Annotated in this window: 16 protein-coding genes and 5 tRNA genes; 2 read left to right on the plus strand and 19 right to left on the minus strand. The window is 46.6% G+C overall.

The features are described 5' to 3' along the window. Positions 1 to 28: 28 nt before the first annotated feature. The 10 genes from rplK to FSB84_RS00375 all read right to left on the minus strand — a co-directional run bounded on the left by rplK (position 29) and on the right by FSB84_RS00375 (position 4,566). Positions 29 to 472, minus strand: coding sequence for a 50S ribosomal protein L11 (rplK, locus tag FSB84_RS00330; RefSeq protein ID WP_127126312.1), 444 nt, complete (start codon positions 470 to 472; stop codon positions 29 to 31). Between the two features lie 647 nt (positions 473 to 1,119). Further along, positions 1,120 to 1,596 carry a hypothetical protein gene (locus tag FSB84_RS30880; protein ID WP_225979947.1) on the minus strand — a complete coding sequence of 159 codons (477 nt, stop codon included), beginning with the start codon at positions 1,594 to 1,596 and terminating at the stop codon, positions 1,120 to 1,122. A gap of 172 nt (positions 1,597 to 1,768) precedes the next feature. Further along, positions 1,769 to 2,338 carry a transcription termination/antitermination protein NusG gene (nusG, locus tag FSB84_RS00340; protein ID WP_127126314.1) on the minus strand — a complete coding sequence of 190 codons (570 nt, stop codon included), beginning with the start codon at positions 2,336 to 2,338 and terminating at the stop codon, positions 1,769 to 1,771. After that, a complete protein-coding gene (gene secE, locus FSB84_RS00345) occupies positions 2,338 to 2,532 on the minus strand; it encodes a preprotein translocase subunit SecE (RefSeq protein ID WP_130543543.1) in 195 nt (64 codons plus the stop codon). The genes nusG and secE overlap by 1 nt, the downstream gene beginning before the upstream one ends. Before the next feature lie 15 nt (positions 2,533 to 2,547). Then, positions 2,548 to 2,618, minus strand: a tRNA-Trp gene (locus FSB84_RS00350). A gap of 97 nt (positions 2,619 to 2,715) precedes the next feature. After that, a complete protein-coding gene (tuf, locus tag FSB84_RS00355; protein WP_130543542.1) occupies positions 2,716 to 3,903 on the minus strand; it encodes an elongation factor Tu in 1,188 nt (395 codons plus the stop codon). Between the two features lie 187 nt (positions 3,904 to 4,090). Further along, positions 4,091 to 4,162 (minus strand) — tRNA-Thr (locus FSB84_RS00360). Positions 4,163 to 4,249: 87 nt separating this feature from the next. After that, positions 4,250 to 4,322 (minus strand) — tRNA-Gly (locus FSB84_RS00365). A 60-nt stretch (positions 4,323 to 4,382) separates the two neighbouring features. Then, positions 4,383 to 4,468: transfer RNA gene (locus FSB84_RS00370), tRNA-Tyr, on the minus strand. A 25-nt stretch (positions 4,469 to 4,493) separates the two neighbouring features. Beyond that, positions 4,494 to 4,566: transfer RNA gene (locus tag FSB84_RS00375), tRNA-Thr, on the minus strand. 518 nt (positions 4,567 to 5,084) lie between these two features. Between FSB84_RS00375 and FSB84_RS00380 the strand changes: the two genes are divergently transcribed. After that, complete coding sequence (locus FSB84_RS00380; protein WP_130543541.1) at positions 5,085 to 5,627, plus strand: hypothetical protein; 543 nt, start codon at positions 5,085 to 5,087, stop codon at positions 5,625 to 5,627. Between the two features lie 75 nt (positions 5,628 to 5,702). On the opposite strand, the gene FSB84_RS00385 is transcribed toward FSB84_RS00380, so the two are convergent. The 3 genes from FSB84_RS00385 to rpsU all read right to left on the minus strand — a co-directional run bounded on the left by FSB84_RS00385 (position 5,703) and on the right by rpsU (position 7,528). Beyond that, positions 5,703 to 6,002, minus strand: coding sequence for an HPF/RaiA family ribosome-associated protein (locus tag FSB84_RS00385; protein WP_127126322.1), 300 nt, complete (start codon positions 6,000 to 6,002; stop codon positions 5,703 to 5,705). Positions 6,003 to 6,169: 167 nt separating this feature from the next. Then, positions 6,170 to 7,192: a tyrosine-type recombinase/integrase gene (locus tag FSB84_RS00390; RefSeq protein WP_147121984.1), complete on the minus strand. Its 1,023-nt coding sequence runs from the start codon at positions 7,190 to 7,192 to the stop codon at positions 6,170 to 6,172. A gap of 135 nt (positions 7,193 to 7,327) precedes the next feature. Next, positions 7,328 to 7,528: a 30S ribosomal protein S21 gene (gene rpsU / locus FSB84_RS00395; RefSeq protein WP_130543539.1), complete on the minus strand. Its 201-nt coding sequence runs from the start codon at positions 7,526 to 7,528 to the stop codon at positions 7,328 to 7,330. 104 nt (positions 7,529 to 7,632) lie between these two features. On the opposite strand from rpsU, the gene FSB84_RS00400 reads away from it, so the two are divergent. After that, positions 7,633 to 8,226 carry a riboflavin synthase gene (locus FSB84_RS00400; protein ID WP_130543538.1) on the plus strand — a complete coding sequence of 198 codons (594 nt, stop codon included), beginning with the start codon at positions 7,633 to 7,635 and terminating at the stop codon, positions 8,224 to 8,226. A gap of 7 nt (positions 8,227 to 8,233) precedes the next feature. Here the strand turns inward: FSB84_RS00400 and FSB84_RS00405 are convergent, their stop codons facing one another. From FSB84_RS00405 to porU2, 6 genes are all read right to left on the minus strand, one after another. Beyond that, a complete protein-coding gene (locus FSB84_RS00405; RefSeq protein ID WP_147121986.1) occupies positions 8,234 to 9,928 on the minus strand; it encodes a hypothetical protein in 1,695 nt (564 codons plus the stop codon). 48 nt (positions 9,929 to 9,976) lie between these two features. Further along, positions 9,977 to 11,200 (minus strand): SGNH/GDSL hydrolase family protein, encoded by a 1,224-nt coding sequence (locus tag FSB84_RS00410; protein WP_130543536.1) that lies wholly within the window; start codon positions 11,198 to 11,200, stop codon positions 9,977 to 9,979. Between the two features lie 24 nt (positions 11,201 to 11,224). After that, positions 11,225 to 11,605: an SxtJ family membrane protein gene (locus FSB84_RS00415; RefSeq protein ID WP_130543535.1), complete on the minus strand. Its 381-nt coding sequence runs from the start codon at positions 11,603 to 11,605 to the stop codon at positions 11,225 to 11,227. Positions 11,606 to 11,609: 4 nt separating this feature from the next. Beyond that, complete coding sequence (locus FSB84_RS30785) at positions 11,610 to 11,759, minus strand: DUF5989 family protein (RefSeq protein ID WP_164735298.1); 150 nt, start codon at positions 11,757 to 11,759, stop codon at positions 11,610 to 11,612. A 24-nt stretch (positions 11,760 to 11,783) separates the two neighbouring features. Then, the gene (locus FSB84_RS00420; RefSeq protein WP_130543534.1) at positions 11,784 to 13,649 is read right to left on the minus strand and encodes a carbamoyltransferase family protein; all 1,866 of its coding nucleotides are present in this window, start codon (positions 13,647 to 13,649) and stop codon (positions 11,784 to 11,786) included. 193 nt (positions 13,650 to 13,842) lie between these two features. Continuing rightward, positions 13,843 to 18,903 carry a putative type IX secretion system sortase PorU2 gene (porU2, locus tag FSB84_RS00425; protein WP_130543533.1) on the minus strand — a complete coding sequence of 1,687 codons (5,061 nt, stop codon included), beginning with the start codon at positions 18,901 to 18,903 and terminating at the stop codon, positions 13,843 to 13,845. Position 18,904: the final 1 nt, after the last annotated feature.

Below are 18,904 nucleotides of genomic sequence, written 5' to 3' on the forward strand. Positions count from 1 at the left end.
CCCCCGCTTTGTGCAGGGATGTGAACATTTAGTTTTCCCAGGGGGCATTACCATCAACAGTAATTCCCATGCTGCGGGCTGTACCAGCAACCATTTTCATGGCGCTTTCCAGGGTGAAGCAGTTCAGGTCAGGCATCTTGTCTTTTGCAATTGCCTCAACCTGGCTCCAGTTCACTTTACCAACCTTATTACGGTTAGGCTCTTTGGAACCACTCTGCAGTTTAGCTGCTTCGAGCAACTGAACGGCCGCCGGTGGAGTTTTAATAACGAAATCGAAAGACTTGTCGGAGTAAACAGTGATGAGAACGGGGAGAACTTTTCCCATTTTATCCTGTGTGCGAGCATTGAACTGCTTGCAGAATTCCATGATATTGATACCCTTGGAACCTAATGCAGGACCTACAGGAGGGGCAGGATTCGCCTGACCACCTTTTACCTGCAGCTTTACGAAGCCGGTAATTTCTTTTGCCATTACTTAATGATTTATTGGTTCTAACGTCCGTCAATTGAGCGGACTCCCAAATTCCTCTTTACCCGTTTTACAGTCTCCGGCGGCTGATTACCGATCTGAAAGCCGGATCAACCGGGCTTTCAACCTGACATTGCCGCCTCACCGCGGAGGAACGGGGGTTGTAAAGAACTTCAATTGGGGACGCAAAGGTAACAATTTGTTTTGATTTTCTGAAAGGAATCTCAAAAAACTTTGTCAGCCCCCGAAAGCCGCAAAGTTAAGCCAGTCGGGGGAAAAACAGGTAAACCCAGGTAGAAAAAGTGGTTGGGGATCCAGCATCTGATTACTCCGGAAAAAAGCAGATCAAATCGGCATCCACCAGGAGAAACAAAACTGCATACAACAATAGTAAATTTGGTTGAGCTCTCTTATAATAAGTGTTTACATTAATTCTCTCTGCATGCAGGCCCGGGTATTGCATAAGAGAACTCCAAAATCAGCATGCGGCATGATCATACCGGTGATGAACAGCGTAAGAATTGAGTGAAGTTTTGCGATGCCGGAGTCAAACTTTCAATGAGTTTTTTATTATATGAATATTTCTGCGTAGCTTTTGCATCTGAATAGTTATGTTCCATTGTATCTTTACCATCAACTATAAAAACACATCACACTATGGCCAAAGCAAAGAAAAAGTCAGCAAAAAAAGCTGCTCCCAAAAAAGCAGTAAAAAAAGCAGCTCCCAAGAAGGCTGCAAAGAAAGCCGCTCCTAAGAAAGCAGCAAAAAAAGCAGCTCCTAAAAAAGCAGCAAAGAAAGCAGCTCCCAAAAAAGCAGCAAAGAAAGCAGCTCCTAAAAAAGCCGCTAAAAAAGCAGCTCCTAAAAAAGCAGCGAAGAAAGCAGCTCCTAAGAAAGCAGCAAAAAAAGCAGCTCCCAAAAAAGCAGCAAAGAAAGCAGCTCCTAAGAAAGCCGCTAAAAAAGCAGCGCCTAAGAAAGCAGCTCCTGCTAAGAAGGCCGCTAAGAAACCAGCGCCAAGACCAAGAAAGAAAGCAGCTCCAGCTCCCGCTCCTGAAGAAACACCAGTGGTGTTACCAGTTGCTGACGAACAAGCATCGCTTGATTTCGGATACTCTTCTGAAGAGTCCAACTCTGGCGGCGACGACGATAACAACTAAGAAAGTTATTGTCCTGCAAAAAATACAGAAGCCTTCCCGTGAAGCAATAACGGTAAGGCTTTTTTGTTGCCCTGAATGCTGGCATAAGCGCATAAAAAAACCACAGCAAATGCTGTGGTTTTAATTTCTTTATAACTGGTATTATTAAGCGAGTTTTTCTACCTGCATATAGTTGAGCTCTACCGGTGTGGAGCGACCGAAGATCTTTACAGTCACTTTCAGCTTTTTCTTTTCGTCGTTCACCTCTTCGATGATACCGTTGAAATCGTTGAAAGGTCCTTCGATGATCTTGATGGTTTCGCCCACGATGAAAGGCTCGATCATACTCACGCCGCCCACTTCAGCCATTTCATCCATTTTGCCGAGCATCTTGTTCACTTCGGCTTTCCTGAGTGCAATGGGATTGTCCTTCCCCAGGAAGTGAATTACGTTGGTAGTATTGATAACAGCGTCACGGAGATCATCGGAAAGCTTTCCATCCAGTACTTCGATCATTACGTAGCCGGGATAATAGTTCCTTTCACGCATCACCTTTTTACCGTTCTGTACTTTATAAACCTTCTCCACTGGCAGAAAAACCTGTTTCACTACCTCGCCCCATCCCCCACGGGAAATTTCTTTATCGAGGTACTCCTTTACCTTACGCTCCTTGCCGCTCACCACGCGCAGCACATACCATTTGGTTTCCTGTTGTTGAGTAGTCTGATTTTCCATTAGTAAAATAATGAATAGATGAAATTAAGCCCGGATTGAGCTACGATGTCCATCACCCATACCATGGCGGTGATCACCAGCGTAGCTACGAGGACGATCACAGTGGATTGCTGCAATTGAGTCCAGGTGGGCCAACTTACTTTTTCAAGCAGCTCTTTGTAAGACTCCCTGAAGTAGGTGGTAACTTTATTCATAACACATTGTGTTTGCACGGGCACTAGGATTCGAACCCAGATCAAAGGTTTTGGAGACCTCTATTCTACCATTGAACTATGCCCGTATAAAAGCCATTAGTGATGGCTGACAGCTTAGCAAATATAAGAAATCCGCGCTAATAGCTATCAGCAAACGCTAATGGCTTTTTATTGAGATTCAACTTATTTAATGATCTCGGTAACCTGACCCGCACCTACGGTACGACCACCTTCACGGATAGCGAATTTCAGACCTTTCTCCATCGCGATGGGTTGGATCAGTTTCACTGTCAGGTTAGTGTTATCACCAGGCATCACCATTTCAGTACCTGCTGGCAGTTCGCACTCACCAGTTACGTCAGTTGTACGGAAATAGAACTGAGGACGGTATTTGTTGAAGAATGGAGTGTGACGACCCCCTTCTTCTTTGCTCAGTACGTATACTTCACCTTTGAAATCAGTGTGAGGAGTGATAGATCCTGGTTTGCACAGTACCATACCACGACGAACCTGAGCTTTATCGATACCACGGAGGAGCAGACCAGCGTTGTCTCCAGCTTCACCGGAATCCAACAGTTTGCGGAACATTTCCACACCTGTTACAGTTGAAGCCAGGGGAGCTTCCATCAGACCTACGATCTCGATAGCCTCACCAACTTTGATACGACCTCTCTCGATACGACCGGTAGCAACAGTACCACGACCAGTGATAGAGAATACGTCTTCAACAGACATCAGGAATGGCATATCAACAGGACGGGGAGGAAGAGGAATGTACTCATCAACCGCGGCCATCAGTTCTTCAACTGCAGCAACCCATTTAGCTTCACCAGCCAGGGCACCAGTTGCAGAACCTTTAATGATAGGAGTGTTGTCACCGTCGAAGCCATAAGAGCTCAGCAACTCACGGATTTCCATTTCCACCAGATCCAGCAGCTCAGGGTCATCAACCAGGTCAACTTTATTCATGAATACCACAATACGGGGAACACCTACCTGGCGAGCCAGAAGAATGTGTTCTTTTGTTTGAGGCATAGGTCCGTCTGTAGAAGCCACAACCAGAATAGCGCCGTCCATCTGAGCAGCACCAGTGATCATATTCTTCACATAGTCAGCGTGACCAGGGCAGTCAACGTGAGCATAGTGACGGTTAGCCGTCTGATACTCCACGTGTGCAGTATTGATGGTGATACCACGCTCTTTTTCTTCAGGAGCGCCATCGATTTCATCATACTTTTTTGCCTGAGCCAGACCTTTCTGTGCCAGAATGGTGGTAATGGCTGCAGTTAATGTTGTTTTACCGTGGTCAACGTGACCGATTGTACCAACGTTAACGTGAGGTTTGTCCCTCTTAAAAGTCTCTTTTGACATCGTTATCTGTTTTTAGTTGTGGTTTTACAAATATTTATCTCAATTTTTTCCTTTGTTTCCCGCCATCCGCTTCACGGACCAGCTTTTCAGGGAATCAGAGGATTATCATGTAGTCAGCGACTAACTTTCAGCACCTGTTTTTCAGTCATCTCACAATCGCTGATCTCAACCGATCCAAAAATTGTTGAGCCGTTAGTGAGAATCGAACTCACGACCTCTTCCCTACCAAGGAAGTGCTCTACCACTGAGCTACAACGGCTGATGACTCAGTTGGCATTCTTAACCTTGCAGAGGCCGGATGATCGCATCAACCAGCGCAGGACTGCAACCTGCGAACTGAAAAAAGAGCGGGAGACGAGGCTCGAACTCGCCACCTATAGCTTGGAAGGCTATCGCTCTACCAAATGAGCTACTCCCGCTTATGAACAAAGATCTTCTTAAATACTGAAACCGACTTCAAAATCATTTCTGAAACCGGTTGGTGGGCAGGAGAGGATTCGAACCTCTGAAGTCGAAAGACAGCGGATTTACAGTCCGCCCCATTTGGCCGCTCTGGAACCTGCCCGGATTAGTATTACTACCATCCTTTGAGCCACTTGTCGGAATCGAACCAACGACCTACTGATTACAAATCAGTTGCTCTACCAGCTGAGCTAAAGTGGCATATCCAATCTTATAATGATCTGATGCTTTTCCTTTCTTTCTGATGAATTCCTTCCCGGCAACTACCAGGTCAAACCCTGTAAAGTATTCTGAAATTCAACGCTATAAAGAACTTCCCATCCAATCTCACTAGTTTCTCTTATTTTTTGGGAAGGCAAAGGTAACTGAATTTGTGAAATCCCAAAACTTTGAAGAAGATTTTTTTTGCTTGTTTTCAAGGTGTTGCATTCACTGCTACCCGCCGGAGCGGCTGCAAAGGAAGGGAAAAGTAAATTCTCTACAAAAAATTGATGCAAAAAAAGTTAAGCATCAGATGGTTATTCCGCTGAAACCCTGTCTGCGCAAGCATAACAGCGCTTACCTTTTTTTAACCGGAATGCCCCTCCCATCCCTCACCTCCATTAGTTCCTCCCATCCTGCTTCCGCCGGTTACGCATATCCCTGCAGGTTATCCAGGCACAGGTTTCTTTCCGGCACAATTTTTACCTATCTTTTCAAGGATTAAATCAACAACCATCATGAAACACTTTACCTCCGTCTTTCTCCTGATTACCGTAATTTGTTCAACTGCCTGCAACAAAAAAGGTGATCCGGGCCACATCGCCAACAAATCCGACACATTCCAACTCAAAAATGAAGATTATATCAATGGTACCTGGAATTACTCAACCGGGCCTGGCAGCATGTTGCTCATCAACGCCAGGATTGCCACCCTGGACATACCGGCCATTACCTCCAAAATCTTTGATCAGGGTTCGGTGATGGTGTACATGAAACTTCCTGCAGGCGCATCAAGCCAGCCAAACGAGTACACCCAGCTTCCCATGACCATGCGTGCGTTCATCCCTGGCTACCTCATCCGATACACATTCGGATATGAAGCGGGCAAACTCCGCATTTACTACCTCCTTGAAGCCACCGATGCAGCTGCTACTGTTCCCAATGTGTATGCCACCACAATTCCCACTCAGCAGTTCAAATACACGATCATTCCCGGCCCGGCAGGCGCTAACCGCAATGCTCACAGGGAAATTGCAATGCCTGAAAAAGCGATTCAGTAGGCATCTAACCATATCAGACCTCCTTAAACGAAAAAAGGCCGTCTCCGGGGAGACGGCCTTCAATTTTTTTGCTAATCAGGCTGCTTGCTTTTCTTTTTGTCTTTTTATTTGGTTTACGAGAGAGTCCAGCGCGCTGTCAAAAGATTCTTCAAATGATTTGCTTGTTGCCTTTACGAAGAACTGATGACGGGGAACCTGAACCCGGATCTCTGCGATTTTGTCTTTAATGGCATGTACTACGTTATCCAGTTTTAAAAACACATCTACTTTGATTATGCGGTCGTGAAAAGTACCAATTTTCTGCAGTTTCTTATTTACGTACTCTACAAGTTTTCCATCGGGATTGAACCGCACGGTCTGAATGTTAACGTTCATAACAATCGCATTTTAACTGTGAACAATATATAAAGAACTTTCAAGATTTTCGAGGGCCAAAATCTGTACAATCGCACAGCGTTTTGTTCTCTATGAAGTTAATACATCAGTAATATTTCTCCAAATTTTAATTCACAGGAAATGCGAGATTTAACGCGGGTTTCAGGCTATGCTTTCGGATGCGCCTGTTTATGGATTTCTTTTAACGATTCAATAGAATTATGTGTATATACCTGTGTAGCTGCAAGACTGGAATGGCCCAATAATTCCTTCACTGCATCCAGGCTGGCGCCATGATATGTAAGGTGTGTGGCAAAGGTGTGACGAAGCACATGCGGGCTCCTTTTTTCCTGACTGGTCACTTCTCCCAGGTATTTCTTTACGGTGGTATATACAAAGGAGGGCGACAGCTCTTTTCCATCTTCCCTTACAAGCAGTAATTCATTGCCTTTATAACCGGCTGCAGTCCTTGCAGCCCCGGACAAATAATCCTTCTTGAGCTTGTCGTATTGCAACATGGCATTCATAAGATCTTCATTCACCGGGATCAGTCTTTCCTTATTTCCTTTTCCCAACACCTTGAGCGATCCCCGGGCCTTATCGATGGCCTGCCGCTTCAGCCCCATCAGTTCCGCACGCCTGATACCGGCATGATACAACAATCGCAGCAGCAATTGCTCTGTCATGATCAGCCAGGCCAGCTCTCTGGCAGGTTCCGCTTTCAGCAACTCAAGGTCTTTTTCCGCCAGATTTCCGAAATGCAGGCGCTCGCTGATCGCAGGAAGATTATTGAACAGGGTTTCCACCACTTCTTCCCCAAGGTAAACCGGCAGCCGGCCCGACAATTTCTGGCTCACTACCCTGTCCATGGGGATCTTACTGATCTGGCCCATGCGGAGAAAATATTTGAAGAAAGATTTAAGACTGGAGATCTTGCGGTTGATGGTTCTTGGAGAATAGCCCTCATCATTTTTAAGGGTGGCCACCCAACTGCGCACATAATCCGGCCGGATAGCTTTCAATTCCACGATGCCCAGGCCATAACCACTTTCGCGGACAACTATCTTGCCGCGCTTATCCCGCTTTACATATTTTTCAAACTGAAGGAACTGGAAGAAGTCGGAGAGATCGTTTTCGTAAGCCTCTACAGTATGTGCAGAACTTCGCTTCTCCCCCTTCAGGTAGGCAATGAATTCAGTTACAGCAGGATGCGGGGGAGATCATTGGTATTTTCCTGAGAATTGGCCATAGGTTAATATAAAAAAGATAGCTACAAAGTTACAATTAACTTTGCAGCTATCTTAATATATTCAGTTCAGAATGAACTATTTCCCTTCGATGGATCCGCTTGCTATCTGTTGCTTATAGATAGCTTTCAACACTTGGGTGCGACGTCTAACCGACGGCTTTGTATACGATTGACGTTCTCTCAATTGTAACAGAGTCTTCGCCTTCTCAAATTTCTTTTTGTACTTTTTGAGGGCCTTGTCGATGTTTTCGCAATCTTTTGAGTCGATGATCAGCATAGTTTGATACCTCCTTTAAATGCTTTAAGGGCAGCAAAGATAATAGTTTTTTCTAAAAAATCCATCTTCATTCAAATTAGTTCTGAATTTCCGAATTTTGCGCCATGTTTACCGGAATCATAGAATCATTAGGCCAGGTGGAAGAAGTACTGGTAGCCGGCACCAATAAGAGCTACTGGATCAAATCCCCTATTTCCCATGAATTGAAAATAGATCAGAGCATTTCCCACGACGGCGTCTGCCTTACGGTGGAGCAGGTTGACGGGCAGCGTCACAAGGTCACAGCCATCCAGGAAACGCTACAGAAAAGCAATCTTCATCAGTGGCAGCCCGGCCACAAGGTGAACCTGGAAAGATGCATGCCCATGAATGGCCGCCTCGATGGTCATATCGTGCAGGGACATGTAGATTCCAAGGCCACCTGCGTAACTGTGAATGACCTGGAAGGCAGTCGCGAATTCCGTTTCCGCTTTCCCGCTTCCTTCGCCTCACTGGTGATCGAAAAAGGCTCAGCCAGTATCAACGGCATCAGTCTTACTATTTTCAATGTAACACGCGAAGAGTTCTCAGTAGCCATTATTCCCTATACACTGGAACATACCAATATCCAATTTGTGTTCCCGGGCACAGAAGTGAATATCGAATTTGATATGGTGGGAAAATATATAACGAGATACCTGAGCCTGCAGCAATCCTGAGCCTTCATCAGAAGGCCGGGCACTCCCAGCCACGGAGGTTCCAGATAAGATACCTGTCTTCCGGATGCAATACACCAATGCGCATATTGCTCCAGGTTAGTTTATGTCTGTAAACGATCATCCTGATCTGATTGGCCCTGGCCGCGCTGGCAAAGCTCCATTCATTTTCAAGGGTGATCATCGTTTCAACCAATCGCCGGAGATCACCCGCTTCAGCACTGGATTCCAGCAGCTCATTATCGTGGTTGTGATCAGTTTTGAAAAGCAGTGTTGAAGGCTGCACCAGCAGCATATCCGGCCTTTCAGCTATGAGCCTGACCTGTTGCTCCGGAAGCATCAGCTCCTCGTCCCTGCTGAGGGTATTCACCACTTTCACTTTTGAACTATCGTACTGGTACAACCGAATCGCTTCCTCAAATCCGACCCTGAATATATAGGCCCCATTGGTTTCGCCGGGCAGGTTCACTACCAGCAGCCTTCCGGGAAGCGCAGCAGCTTTTTTCACTTCACCCATCAATTGCCTCACTGCACCCGAAGCCCTCTTCCAGTTTGCGTTGTTCTCTTCCAGTAATGCCACCATCACAAACAGCAAGAGCGCTACAATGATCACCCGCTGTTTCGCCTGCCTGAAAAAATGCACCAGGCCAAATGCCAGTACACTACAGAAGAAAAAAGAAGGCAGGTATAAGAAACGATCGCTTTCGGAAGTTCTTGTACTCACGCCAAGCCACATCGGCACCAGCATGGCGACAGCAAAACAAAAAAGATGTACATAGAAAAAACGCCGGGAAACCACCTCCTTCCTTGTTCTTTTCCAGGCGATGAACAGAACTCCACCAACCATTATCAGCGCCACAGCAAACCTGATCATCATCATACGGCTGTTGTCCGAAGGCGGCAGCAGAACACGTCCGGCAGATTTCAATACCACCATCAATTTATCACCCCCTGCTTCCTGGAAAAAACCTTCGCCGTATCCTCCCAGAAAAGCACCTGATACCTCGATCCGCAACCAGGCATGCAAGGCAAACGATATCACCAGCGCTATCAGCATATTCAATACCTGCTTCGCTGGTTCTTTCATTATGATCATTTGAACCACTACCATCAGCGGCAGGATAATAATGGTTTCATAAGCCGTCATTCCGATAAAATAACAGGCAGCAATAACCGCAATTTTCACTGACGGTTCCCGGTTACTTACCAATGCCAGCATCGCAGCAATGGCAAAGCTTCCGGCCATCAGTGCACCCCGGCCCAGGATCCAGGCGATGGCTTCATTATGGAAAGGATAAACAAGAAAGAGAACGCTGGCCAGCAGTGCAATCAAAAATACTTTATCATCACTGACCTGGCAGCGCAGCATCATTTTACTACAATAACGGAGAAGCATCACTGCATTCAATGCATGCAGGAGCACCTGGAAAAGATAATATGGCAGGGGATTTATTCCGAACAACCGGAATGTAAGCCAAAGTGTAATATCTGATAATGGCCGAAAGAAACCATCCACATTCAATTGCTGCTCCACACCAGTTTTGAGCAATACCAGGTGATCATCGCTGAGAAAAGTATTTCCGAGAACAGGCAGATACAGAACCAGCGCCAGCACAGAAAATGCCAGCCATTGCCAATACCAGCGAAGTGCAACAAAACTGTTCACACCCCACCTGTTTTCCACCGGAATGTTGTCGGATTGCATCGATTGCATCTGCAGCAGGAATATTCCCTGAAGATAGGGATTATCCGTTTACTCCATTACTTTGGCCAGTTCCTTCGCCACTTTCTCATGCGCCACTGCTCTGAAGTGACCATCAAGAATGTAAAAGTCTTCCGGCTGCAACAGGCTGGCCACGTCTATCACGTGTACAGCATCACCGAAATGGGATTTGTATCCAGGCTCTTTCAGCAGGGCTTCCACTGCGTTCTTGAAATCGTTGTTCCGATGATCCACATCTATGCCTTCGAATACCAGCACTTTTGTTTTCTGGAAATTGAGCGGAAAATCTTTCAGGATATCCAGGAACATCTTTGCGTCTTTGGGATACTCGATCGGCATGCCGATATTGGAAGGCGGCTTGCCCATCAGGGACTTCAGCGTTTCCTTCGCCTGGTATTTGGAAGCCAGCACAAAGAATTTGCCGGGGAAGTATTTCTTGTTCCATTCGTTCTTGAAACGAAGTGAATCATAAGAGGCTTGTGAAGATATTTTCAGTACATGGTTATTGCCGAGATAAGCCTGGTTCTCTTCATTGTCATTGGAGCAATACTGGATCACCAGGTATTTCACTGCAGAAGTATCGAGGGTGCGGTAGCGCATCAGCTCACGGGGCGTACCGAAGGAGCTCATCGCTGCATTCAGGGTACGCTTACCTGTTAGTTGTTCCAGACGGGCGGGAACGGACTGGTCCTGATCAACACCCCAACCCATCATATAGGAATCACCCAAACAAATGATCTCCGGCTTTACGAGTGAAGAATCATCATCCCGGAAACCGCGACTGTTAGCGCTGAACTTATTGGCGAACTCCACATTGGAGAACGTGCAGGTATTGTTGGGGATGAGATTATAGTAGAACGCACTGTCGTACTCGCTGCACTCCGGCACTATCTGTATCACCTGTCCGTAATTATGCGCATACAACCATTTGAAACCTGTTCTGAAACTGCCGGGGATCTTTTCCGGATTTTTGATCCAGGATGCGGCGAACAGCTCCCCTATTGTAACGATCACGGCCAGCACAGCCAGACTGATCCAGGCAGTTGGACGACTCTTCTTGCTTTTGAGGAACACCAGGTCCAGCAACAGCGCCAGTACCCACCAGGCGAGTGTGAGCGTGGTGAGTACGCTGGTAAGGCTCTGATAAAAGAGGATCCCGTTAGGCGAAGATTTGGTCAATACAACGCCGAGGATCTTCACCACCAATACGATGATGATCACCACGAAGAGCCGTTGAACAGATTTCTTGATCATTTGACAATTTGATGGATGAAGGGATTACCACACGTTCTCCAGACTCTCCTTGTTGTACGTAAAATTCCTCTCTTTGAAATAAGAGGTAGCGCCGGCTTTCATCTGAACGGTTTTGTTCTTCGTGAACAGTCGGCTGATAGCAGCTACCGGTAACAGGAATACGAAGAACACAATGCTCAGGATCACTTTGCTCATCACGTATCCGAGTCCCTGCGCCAGTTTCATCCAGGCCCAGTGGATGCCTTTTGCAGCAGGTGAAACAAAGAGCCCGATAAAGCCGATCACAGCAGCGGCGATCAGCAGGTAATTATTTTTGGTTAACCAGTAGAAAACGCCGCAAGCGAGTACCAGCACGAGGATGGTCTCCAGCACTTTGGCCCTGCTGGTATCTATTGAATTGCTCATGATGTTAGAATAATGTGTAAATAAATGGAGCGATAGCAGATCCGCCACCCAGTACCAGCAAGATACCCAGCAGCAACAGGATCACAATCAGTGGGGCGAGCCACCATTTCTTTCTCGCTTTCATGAATTTCCAGAGATCTTTTAAAAAGTCCATGGTCAGTATTTTTAAATTGTTTGTTTAGTCGAGTGTGAATTCATTTTTCCAGTCGTCCTTTTCAAGCCATTCCGGCTGTATCTTTTTATCGAAAAGGAAATTGCCTACCACCAGGTAATCCATATCAGTACGCATGAAGCAGCGGTATGAATCTTCGGGTGTGTTTACGATAGGCTCCCCACGCACATTGAAACTGGTGTTCACCATTACGGAATAACCGGTCTGTTGTTTGAAAGCCTGCAGCAGTTTGTAGAAACGCGGATTGGTTTCCTGATGCACGGTCTGAATACGCGCAGAGTAATCGATATGCGTGATGGCTGGAATATCGCTGCGGAGAAAATAGAGCTTATCCAGCAGGTTCTTACCCTCAAATGAAGCAGGGTAAGCGATGCGGCGCTTTTCTTTCACAGGTTTCACCATCAGCATGTAGGGAGAGATATCTGCATGCTCGAAATAATCGTTCACATCTTCTGCAGGAACAACGGGGGCGAATGGACGAAAACCTTCCCTGTATTTGATCTTCAGGTTAAGCTTCTTCTGCATTTCCGGATTGCGTGCATCTGCAATGATGCTGCGTGCGCCCAGGGCGCGCGGACCGAATTCCATTCTCCCCTGGTGCCATCCGATCACATTGCCTGCGGCGATGAGGGCAGCTACTTTCTCTACCATTGCCTCTTCAGAGCCGAATCGCTCGAAAGCAGCATTGTATTTACGGGCGGTAGTGAGCACATCCTGGTCGGATGTTTCTGTACCGAGATAGGAACCTTTGAGCGCATCCATTTTGGTGGGATCCACTTTTCTTTCGTTCCCGAAATAGATGAAGTTGGCGGCATAAGCGGCGCCGAGCGCACCACCTGCGTCTCCCGCTGCCGGTTGAACGAAGACCTGTTTGAAGATCTTTGCATCATCCAGCTTACCATTGGCCACGCAGTTGAGGGCCACACCACCGGCCATGCAGAGATAATCTGCGCCGGTGAGCCTTTTGGCTTCGCGGGCGAGGTTGAGCACAGCTTCCTCCGTTACTTCCTGGATAGCCAGCGCGAGATCGCAATGGTGTTGTTCCAGGTTGGTTTCAGAAGCGCGGCGCGGGAAACCGAAAAGCTTTTCCCATTTATCGTCGTATACCATCCGGAGACCGGTGGCATAATTGAAATATTGCTGATCGAGGAAGATGGAGCCATCCTCCTTGAGGTCTACCAGTGTTGATTTGATGATGTCTACATACTTCTTCACTTCGGGCGAGCCGTGATTGCCATAAGGCGCCAGGCCCATCAGTTTGTATTCGCCGGAGTTCACCTTGAATCCGCAGAAATAAGTGAAGGCAGAGTAAAGAAGGCCAAGTGAATGCGGGAAGTCGAGCTCTTTGAGAATGGTGAGGTTTTTGCCTTCGCCGAGACAGATACTGGCTGTTGCCCACTCCCCTACGCCATCGATGGTGAGCACGGCGGCGCGCTCATACGAGGAAGGATAGAATGCACTGGCGGCGTGGCTCAGGTGATGTTCAGGGAAGAGCAGTTTTACTTTCTTCCTGTCAACTTTTTCGATGCTGTCCAGCGCTTCCCAGATCATTTTCTTCAGGAAGAGTTTTTCCTTGATCCAAACTGGCATGGACATCATGAAGGAGCGTACGCCCTTGGGCGCATAGGCATAATAAGTTTCTAGAAGGCGTTCAAATTTGAGCAGGGGCTTGTCGTAGAACACTACTGCATCCACATCGTTGATAGAGCGGCCTGCATATTCGAGACAAAAGCGTGCGGCGTTGACCGGAAAAGCGGGATCATGCTTTTTCCTGGTGAATCTTTCTTCTTGTGCTGCTGCGATCACTTCCCCATTCTGAATAATGGCCGCGGCAGAGTCGTGGTAAAATGCGGAAATACCTAGGATTGTCATATTGTTTTCGATTTAGGGGATATGGATCATCCATTGGTTGGCGTGGCCCGCCGGTTTTCCGTAAAAAGATTGGAAGTAAGAGGTAAGGAAATCGGAAATAAAATGACTTAGCAGGGATTCAGGCGACGAAAGTATTACATTTTTTTCGTTCATGCAATAGTTTCGTCGCCCGGCCTCAAACTTCATATATACTTTACCTCATGAGGTACATTTTACCGTATCCGTTGTTGAAATACTTGTCTGTATTATCTGCTTCAGACTTGTATTTCTCCATTTTCTTACCATTCATGGTGGTAACCACCCTGTAGAGATAAACGCCATTGGCCAGTTTCTGGCCGTACTGATCAGTGCCGTTCCATTTGAATTCGGTGATATTTCTTCCTATATGCAGGGGGCCCAGCTCATCCTTGGTGATCTCACGAACGATCTTTCCGGTAACGGTCAGGATCTGTATTTTGATATTGGTAGGTATCTCGCTGCCTGTGAGGGTGAACACAAAGGCAGTAGAGGTACTGAACGGATTCGGATAGTTGAGCAGGTTAGAGATCATCGGTTTGGAGATAACGCGGAAGGCTACGCGATATTCCAGTGTACCTGCCCTGTTCCCACTTTTATCTTTGGCTTTGATGGCCAGTTCATACTCATCGCCTTCACTCATATTCTGTGATATGAGCTGAGGGAAGAAGTCGATGGTAGCTGTATTGTTGGCGCCCGAAGTGGCTGGTGTGAATCGCAAAGTATCATTATCGAAATAATAATCTTTTGTATTGCCATCCGGGAACTTCAGTTGTACGGAACCGATAGTGGTATCGTTCAGCAGCATGTATTTGGCTTCATCCTTCAACTTGATCTGGATATGCGGCTTGGAGGAAACGATATCGCGGTTGATGATCCGCACGCCATCGAAAGTTACATCCAGCAATGGATTGGTATAATCCGGCTTTACATAGAAATCGCGGAACAGCACATTGTTGAAGTGGTATTGTTCCGGTTGAGCATTATCAGGATTTATATCCAGCACCAATGTATTGTTTCCCGGGAATTCTTTGGTATCCAGTTGCAGGCGCACCATGGCAGTATCTCCGCCAGACAGATCTTTTGCTTTCGGTACGGGCACTACTTTGGTTACGTTGTTCCTGTCTATCACACTTACTTTCACGAGGAGACTGTCTTCAAACTTAGTGGTGGTGAGGTTTTTGAATGGCATGGCAATATTCACTATTTCACCAATCTCCACGGTGTCTTTTGTTGTATAGCCGAGGTTGGGCGAAAGCGAACCTTCCGGTACTGCTGTATACATCACATTCCAGTAGCGCAATTGCCAGGGAGAGTTCACATTCACAGAATCCGCATTCCTCATACGCAGTTTCATGTACGGGTAGGTTTCGGCATCCAGACCGGATATGTCGAAATTCTGTTGTGTTTCGTTCAATGTAAAGAGCGGAACTTCCGTTCCATTATTATTGATGCCGATCACTTCCACACCTACATGATCTTTGGATGGCGATTCCAGCGAGCGGCCTCTCCACATCACCTTGTCCCATTCTTTGGCAGGTCCGAGAACAGGTGAAGACAGATATCCCACGGTATCAACAGTCATTGCTTTGGTTTTCATAATGATCTTATCGTAGATACCAACCTTGCTCACGATCCATTGAGGAGTGATCTCCGGGTCATTTTTCTTCCAGATCCCTGCATAAGAGCCAGCCACATTCATGGTATCCGCTTGCGTGAAACCAAACTGAAGCAGTCTGTCATACAAGGTATTTCCTATAGTGGAATCGGTTTTCCAGTTCTTGGGCAAGAGACCTGGCAACGTGGCGTCTACACTGCGGGCCACGATCCAGAATCCATCAGGCACATAATCCAGGAACTTCACCATATTGTTACGGCTCGTTTTGTTCGAGTAGGAGTACTCGAAATTGTACAACCTGCCTGGTCCGCAAGTGGAATTCGCATTGCCGCTGCCCATGAAATTGCGGTTATTTCCATTGTCGTCCACGTTCTTCCAGGGCTTCATTGTTTTTGGATCGATCACGTTAAAGATGATCGAACTTCCAACACAGGCGCTGGTCATGGTAGGATTATCATTGATGAACACTGCATAATCCCTGTCCTGGCCTCCCGCATGTGGGTATACGCCAGAATAAACATCAATCAGGTTCTGCGTTTCTGCAAACTTCCATTTTCTATCCGTATCAAGTACCAAACCTACAGGCGTTGATTGCTGGTGCTGGAAATAGTGGTCCTGGCCAAATCCTGTACTGGTTCCGGCCATATACGTAAAGGAAGCATTATTCCATTGGTAATTGTTATCACCAGGAGGAGGTACAGTAGCCACCCGCCAGTAATATACTGTGCTATCGAGGAAGCTGGCCGCAGGATCAAATTCCAGCACACCACCGGATGCAGAGATGGTCCTTGTGATCTTAATGCTTGAATTGAAAAGCTGAGTGGTATCCAGCTCCATCACATATTGCCTCAGTTGGCTGAAAGGATTGGCAGTGGATGCATAAAATTTTGTATTGGGCTCATGTACGATGCCGAGATTGAAAGGATAAGCCGGCCTGGCTTCTTCATCGTAAATAAAGAATTCCTTATAAGCCGAGTTATTGCTTTCATCGGTTTCAATAGTCGTGTTTTCTGAATCGATGGTCACGTAGATCCTGTTGCGGCCTTTATCGCGGGTAGCAACGATCGGTACATCAAATGCGAGGGAATCGGCCCACATAATGCCTCTTCTCTTTTCACGATAGATCGTTTGGTAGGTATTATCGGGCAACTGCCTTTTTACTTCCACCATAATTGAGTCCTTGATGGCTTTGCCTATATTCACCATTCTCACTTTCAGTTTGAAAGTACTTTCAGCTACAGAAATGAAAGTTGGAGTAATGCGGATGCCTGATTCTTCCATAACATAATCAGGTCTTTCGCTTCCGTTAAGAAATACTGCTGGATCTCCATGCAACGTGATCTGCTCAGCATGCATACGAGAGTAATAATCACCTGAATTATTGAAGAGGTCTCTCAATGCATCGCGGTTGATCTCTCCTATGGATTTACCATAATCTTTGTGACAGACCTCTGCGTAAAAATTGGTGAGGAAGAGATTCAGGTAACTTACCACACCGAGGTGGGTGCTGGCGATAAAGCCGATAGCACCGCGGTTTTTGGCAAGTACAAATTTCTCGGACAGGGTCTCATTGGTCAGCAAACGGGCAGGCGTATTCGTAAAAAAGTTACCAGCATTACAACCGTTCACACAGAAAAGTGGATATTTCCCCTGGTTATTGTAATTGTAAGGATTATCGATATTGAACTCGAGTGTGGTAGAGGATGAGTGACCAAAATAGGTCAACAGGCTGATCCCCTCATTGAACAGCCGCACCAGGTGGTCGGAAGTCAGTTGCTCAACAGAGTTGGTGCTCACTTTACAGAAAGTAGACACTTTTCCACCGAACAATGTATCTGCAATGATCGATTTATAGGCGCCCATGTAATTACAAAGTACGGAGCCAAGGTAAGGCTCGCTGGACCCGGTAACATGCACAACATTCTTCATCCATTCTCTCCCTTCCAGTGTTTGGGGAGCATTTTTCTGGATTGCTTCATGTTCTTTCACCTTATTGAGATAATCTTCCACTTCTGCGGGATGTACAACAGACAAACGGCCGATTGGAGTATTGGCCACAGGATTATTTGAGAAGCCTGCCGACATCAGATTATCAGAACCGGGATGCCCCCATGTAGGTACCAGGTTGAGCCTGTCTGATGTGGCAGCAGCCGAGTTTTGGACATAATCGCTGTATATCATTCCCCTTCCAACGATAAACACATATTTCTGAGGTGCATTGAGATGGGTCCTTGCATATTCAATGTAATTCCTCACAGCCTGCGGATTCTTCCTGGCGCCAAATCCAAACTGGTCCACCAGCTGCTCGATCTCGGCCACAACTGCTTTAAAGCCCCCGCCTGCAGCGGATTCCCTGTACTGCTTGTAATCTTCCACAGGATTGTTACCATTCGAACCACTGAAAAGGATTGAATTGGAGATGATAAGATAATTCGCATCCGGAACTGCAGTGGTATAATTAACAAAGTCTCTTCTCTGAAGTGAGCTGATCAGGGAATAATCCGCCTGATTGACAGTTGCCATTACATAACGTATATCAGTAGCTGAAGCAGGTACTTCAAACCTGAACTTTCCATCCTGGATATGCGCAGTGTATCTGATCTTGTTTGTAATATCGATCAATACAGGGGTTTGTCCGCCTGATTTGAAATTGCTTATCTCCAACAAAGATGGGCTGCCTTTGGCAGGCCAGATGAATTCAAAAAATGCCTGATTATTGAAGTTAAACAACCTCGGGTAGTCGATCTCGAAATAGGATACTACATACCTGTCGGTGGATACCTGGGATCCGTTTTCCCACCTGACGGCGAAAGTTGCCGGGGTCAGCAGTGAAGTACTGATATTGACAGTTCTTTTAGTATCATTAAAATAATCCATTACTGCTTCATCCACTACAGAACCATTTACCAACGCCCTTACGGAGCGGGCATTCTGCGCATTGCCAGCTGCCCCATAGGAGAAAGTGGCCTGCGGGCCTCCCCCGATATAGGGAAACAATGGCCCGATGTTGATAGCACGTGCAGTAGAGGGAGATATATCCAGCGAAGAGCGGAACTCACCCTGATCATATGAACTGAGATAAACATATTCGGGTAACACCGATGCATAACCGGGATTCCATTTTTGTGTATAATAGGTTCCTGATTTGTACATCAGGTATGGCTCCGGGGTGAGAGAACTGGAAGGAGCATTGTTGGTGCCCTGCACTACCCTATTGGGATTGGGCCCTGCGCCCGCTGTAATGAAATATGTGGCGCTATCGCCAAGAAGGCTGACTTTATCGGTATGCTGATAAACCGGATTTCGATAAAATGCTTTGTCTTGTTTCCCGTCCATCTTCTCTCCATAGAAGTCGATATAACCACCAGGGGGTAAAGCTCCACCGGCGGCAGAGGGAGTGAATGGGACCTGCACGCCATTGCGCCATATTTCCAGGTTTTCAACAGGCACATTTTCCATGCCTGCGGCTGCGAGAACAGCCTGCGGAATACGGAACAATCCTGTTTTGCCGATCCTGAATTTGTAATATGGCTGCCCGTATTTTATCCATTCATTGTTGTAGGGTTGTGCGGCCAGGTTAAAACCCACCAGTACCAACAACAGCGTAAAAAATTTCCTCATA

Source organism: Pseudobacter ginsenosidimutans, assembly GCF_007970185.1.
Classification (GTDB): domain Bacteria; phylum Bacteroidota; class Bacteroidia; order Chitinophagales; family Chitinophagaceae; genus Pseudobacter; species Pseudobacter ginsenosidimutans.

Coding starts and splice junctions, on each gene's coding strand:
- rplK (WP_127126312.1), bottom strand. CDS start 472: ATGGCAAAAGAAATTACCGGCTTCGTAAAGCTGCAGGTAAAAGGTGGT.
- nusG (WP_127126314.1), bottom strand. CDS start 2,338: ATGGAAAATCAGACTACTCAACAACAGGAAACCAAATGGTATGTGCTG.
- secE (WP_130543543.1), bottom strand. CDS start 2,532: ATGAATAAAGTTACCACCTACTTCAGGGAGTCTTACAAAGAGCTGCTT.
- tuf (WP_130543542.1), bottom strand. CDS start 3,903: ATGTCAAAAGAGACTTTTAAGAGGGACAAACCTCACGTTAACGTTGGT.
- FSB84_RS00380 (WP_130543541.1), top strand. CDS start 5,085: ATGAAACACTTTACCTCCGTCTTTCTCCTGATTACCGTAATTTGTTCA.
- FSB84_RS00385 (WP_127126322.1), bottom strand. CDS start 6,002: ATGAACGTTAACATTCAGACCGTGCGGTTCAATCCCGATGGAAAACTT.
- rpsU (WP_130543539.1), bottom strand. CDS start 7,528: ATGCTGATCATCGACTCAAAAGATTGCGAAAACATCGACAAGGCCCTC.
- FSB84_RS00400 (WP_130543538.1), top strand. CDS start 7,633: ATGTTTACCGGAATCATAGAATCATTAGGCCAGGTGGAAGAAGTACTG.
- FSB84_RS00405 (WP_147121986.1), bottom strand. CDS start 9,928: ATGCAATCCGACAACATTCCGGTGGAAAACAGGTGGGGTGTGAACAGT.
- FSB84_RS00410 (WP_130543536.1), bottom strand. CDS start 11,200: ATGATCAAGAAATCTGTTCAACGGCTCTTCGTGGTGATCATCATCGTA.
- FSB84_RS00415 (WP_130543535.1), bottom strand. CDS start 11,605: ATGAGCAATTCAATAGATACCAGCAGGGCCAAAGTGCTGGAGACCATC.
- FSB84_RS30785 (WP_164735298.1), bottom strand. CDS start 11,759: ATGGACTTTTTAAAAGATCTCTGGAAATTCATGAAAGCGAGAAAGAAA.
- FSB84_RS00420 (WP_130543534.1), bottom strand. CDS start 13,649: ATGACAATCCTAGGTATTTCCGCATTTTACCACGACTCTGCCGCGGCC.
- porU2 (WP_130543533.1), bottom strand. CDS start 18,903: ATGAGGAAATTTTTTACGCTGTTGTTGGTACTGGTGGGTTTTAACCTG.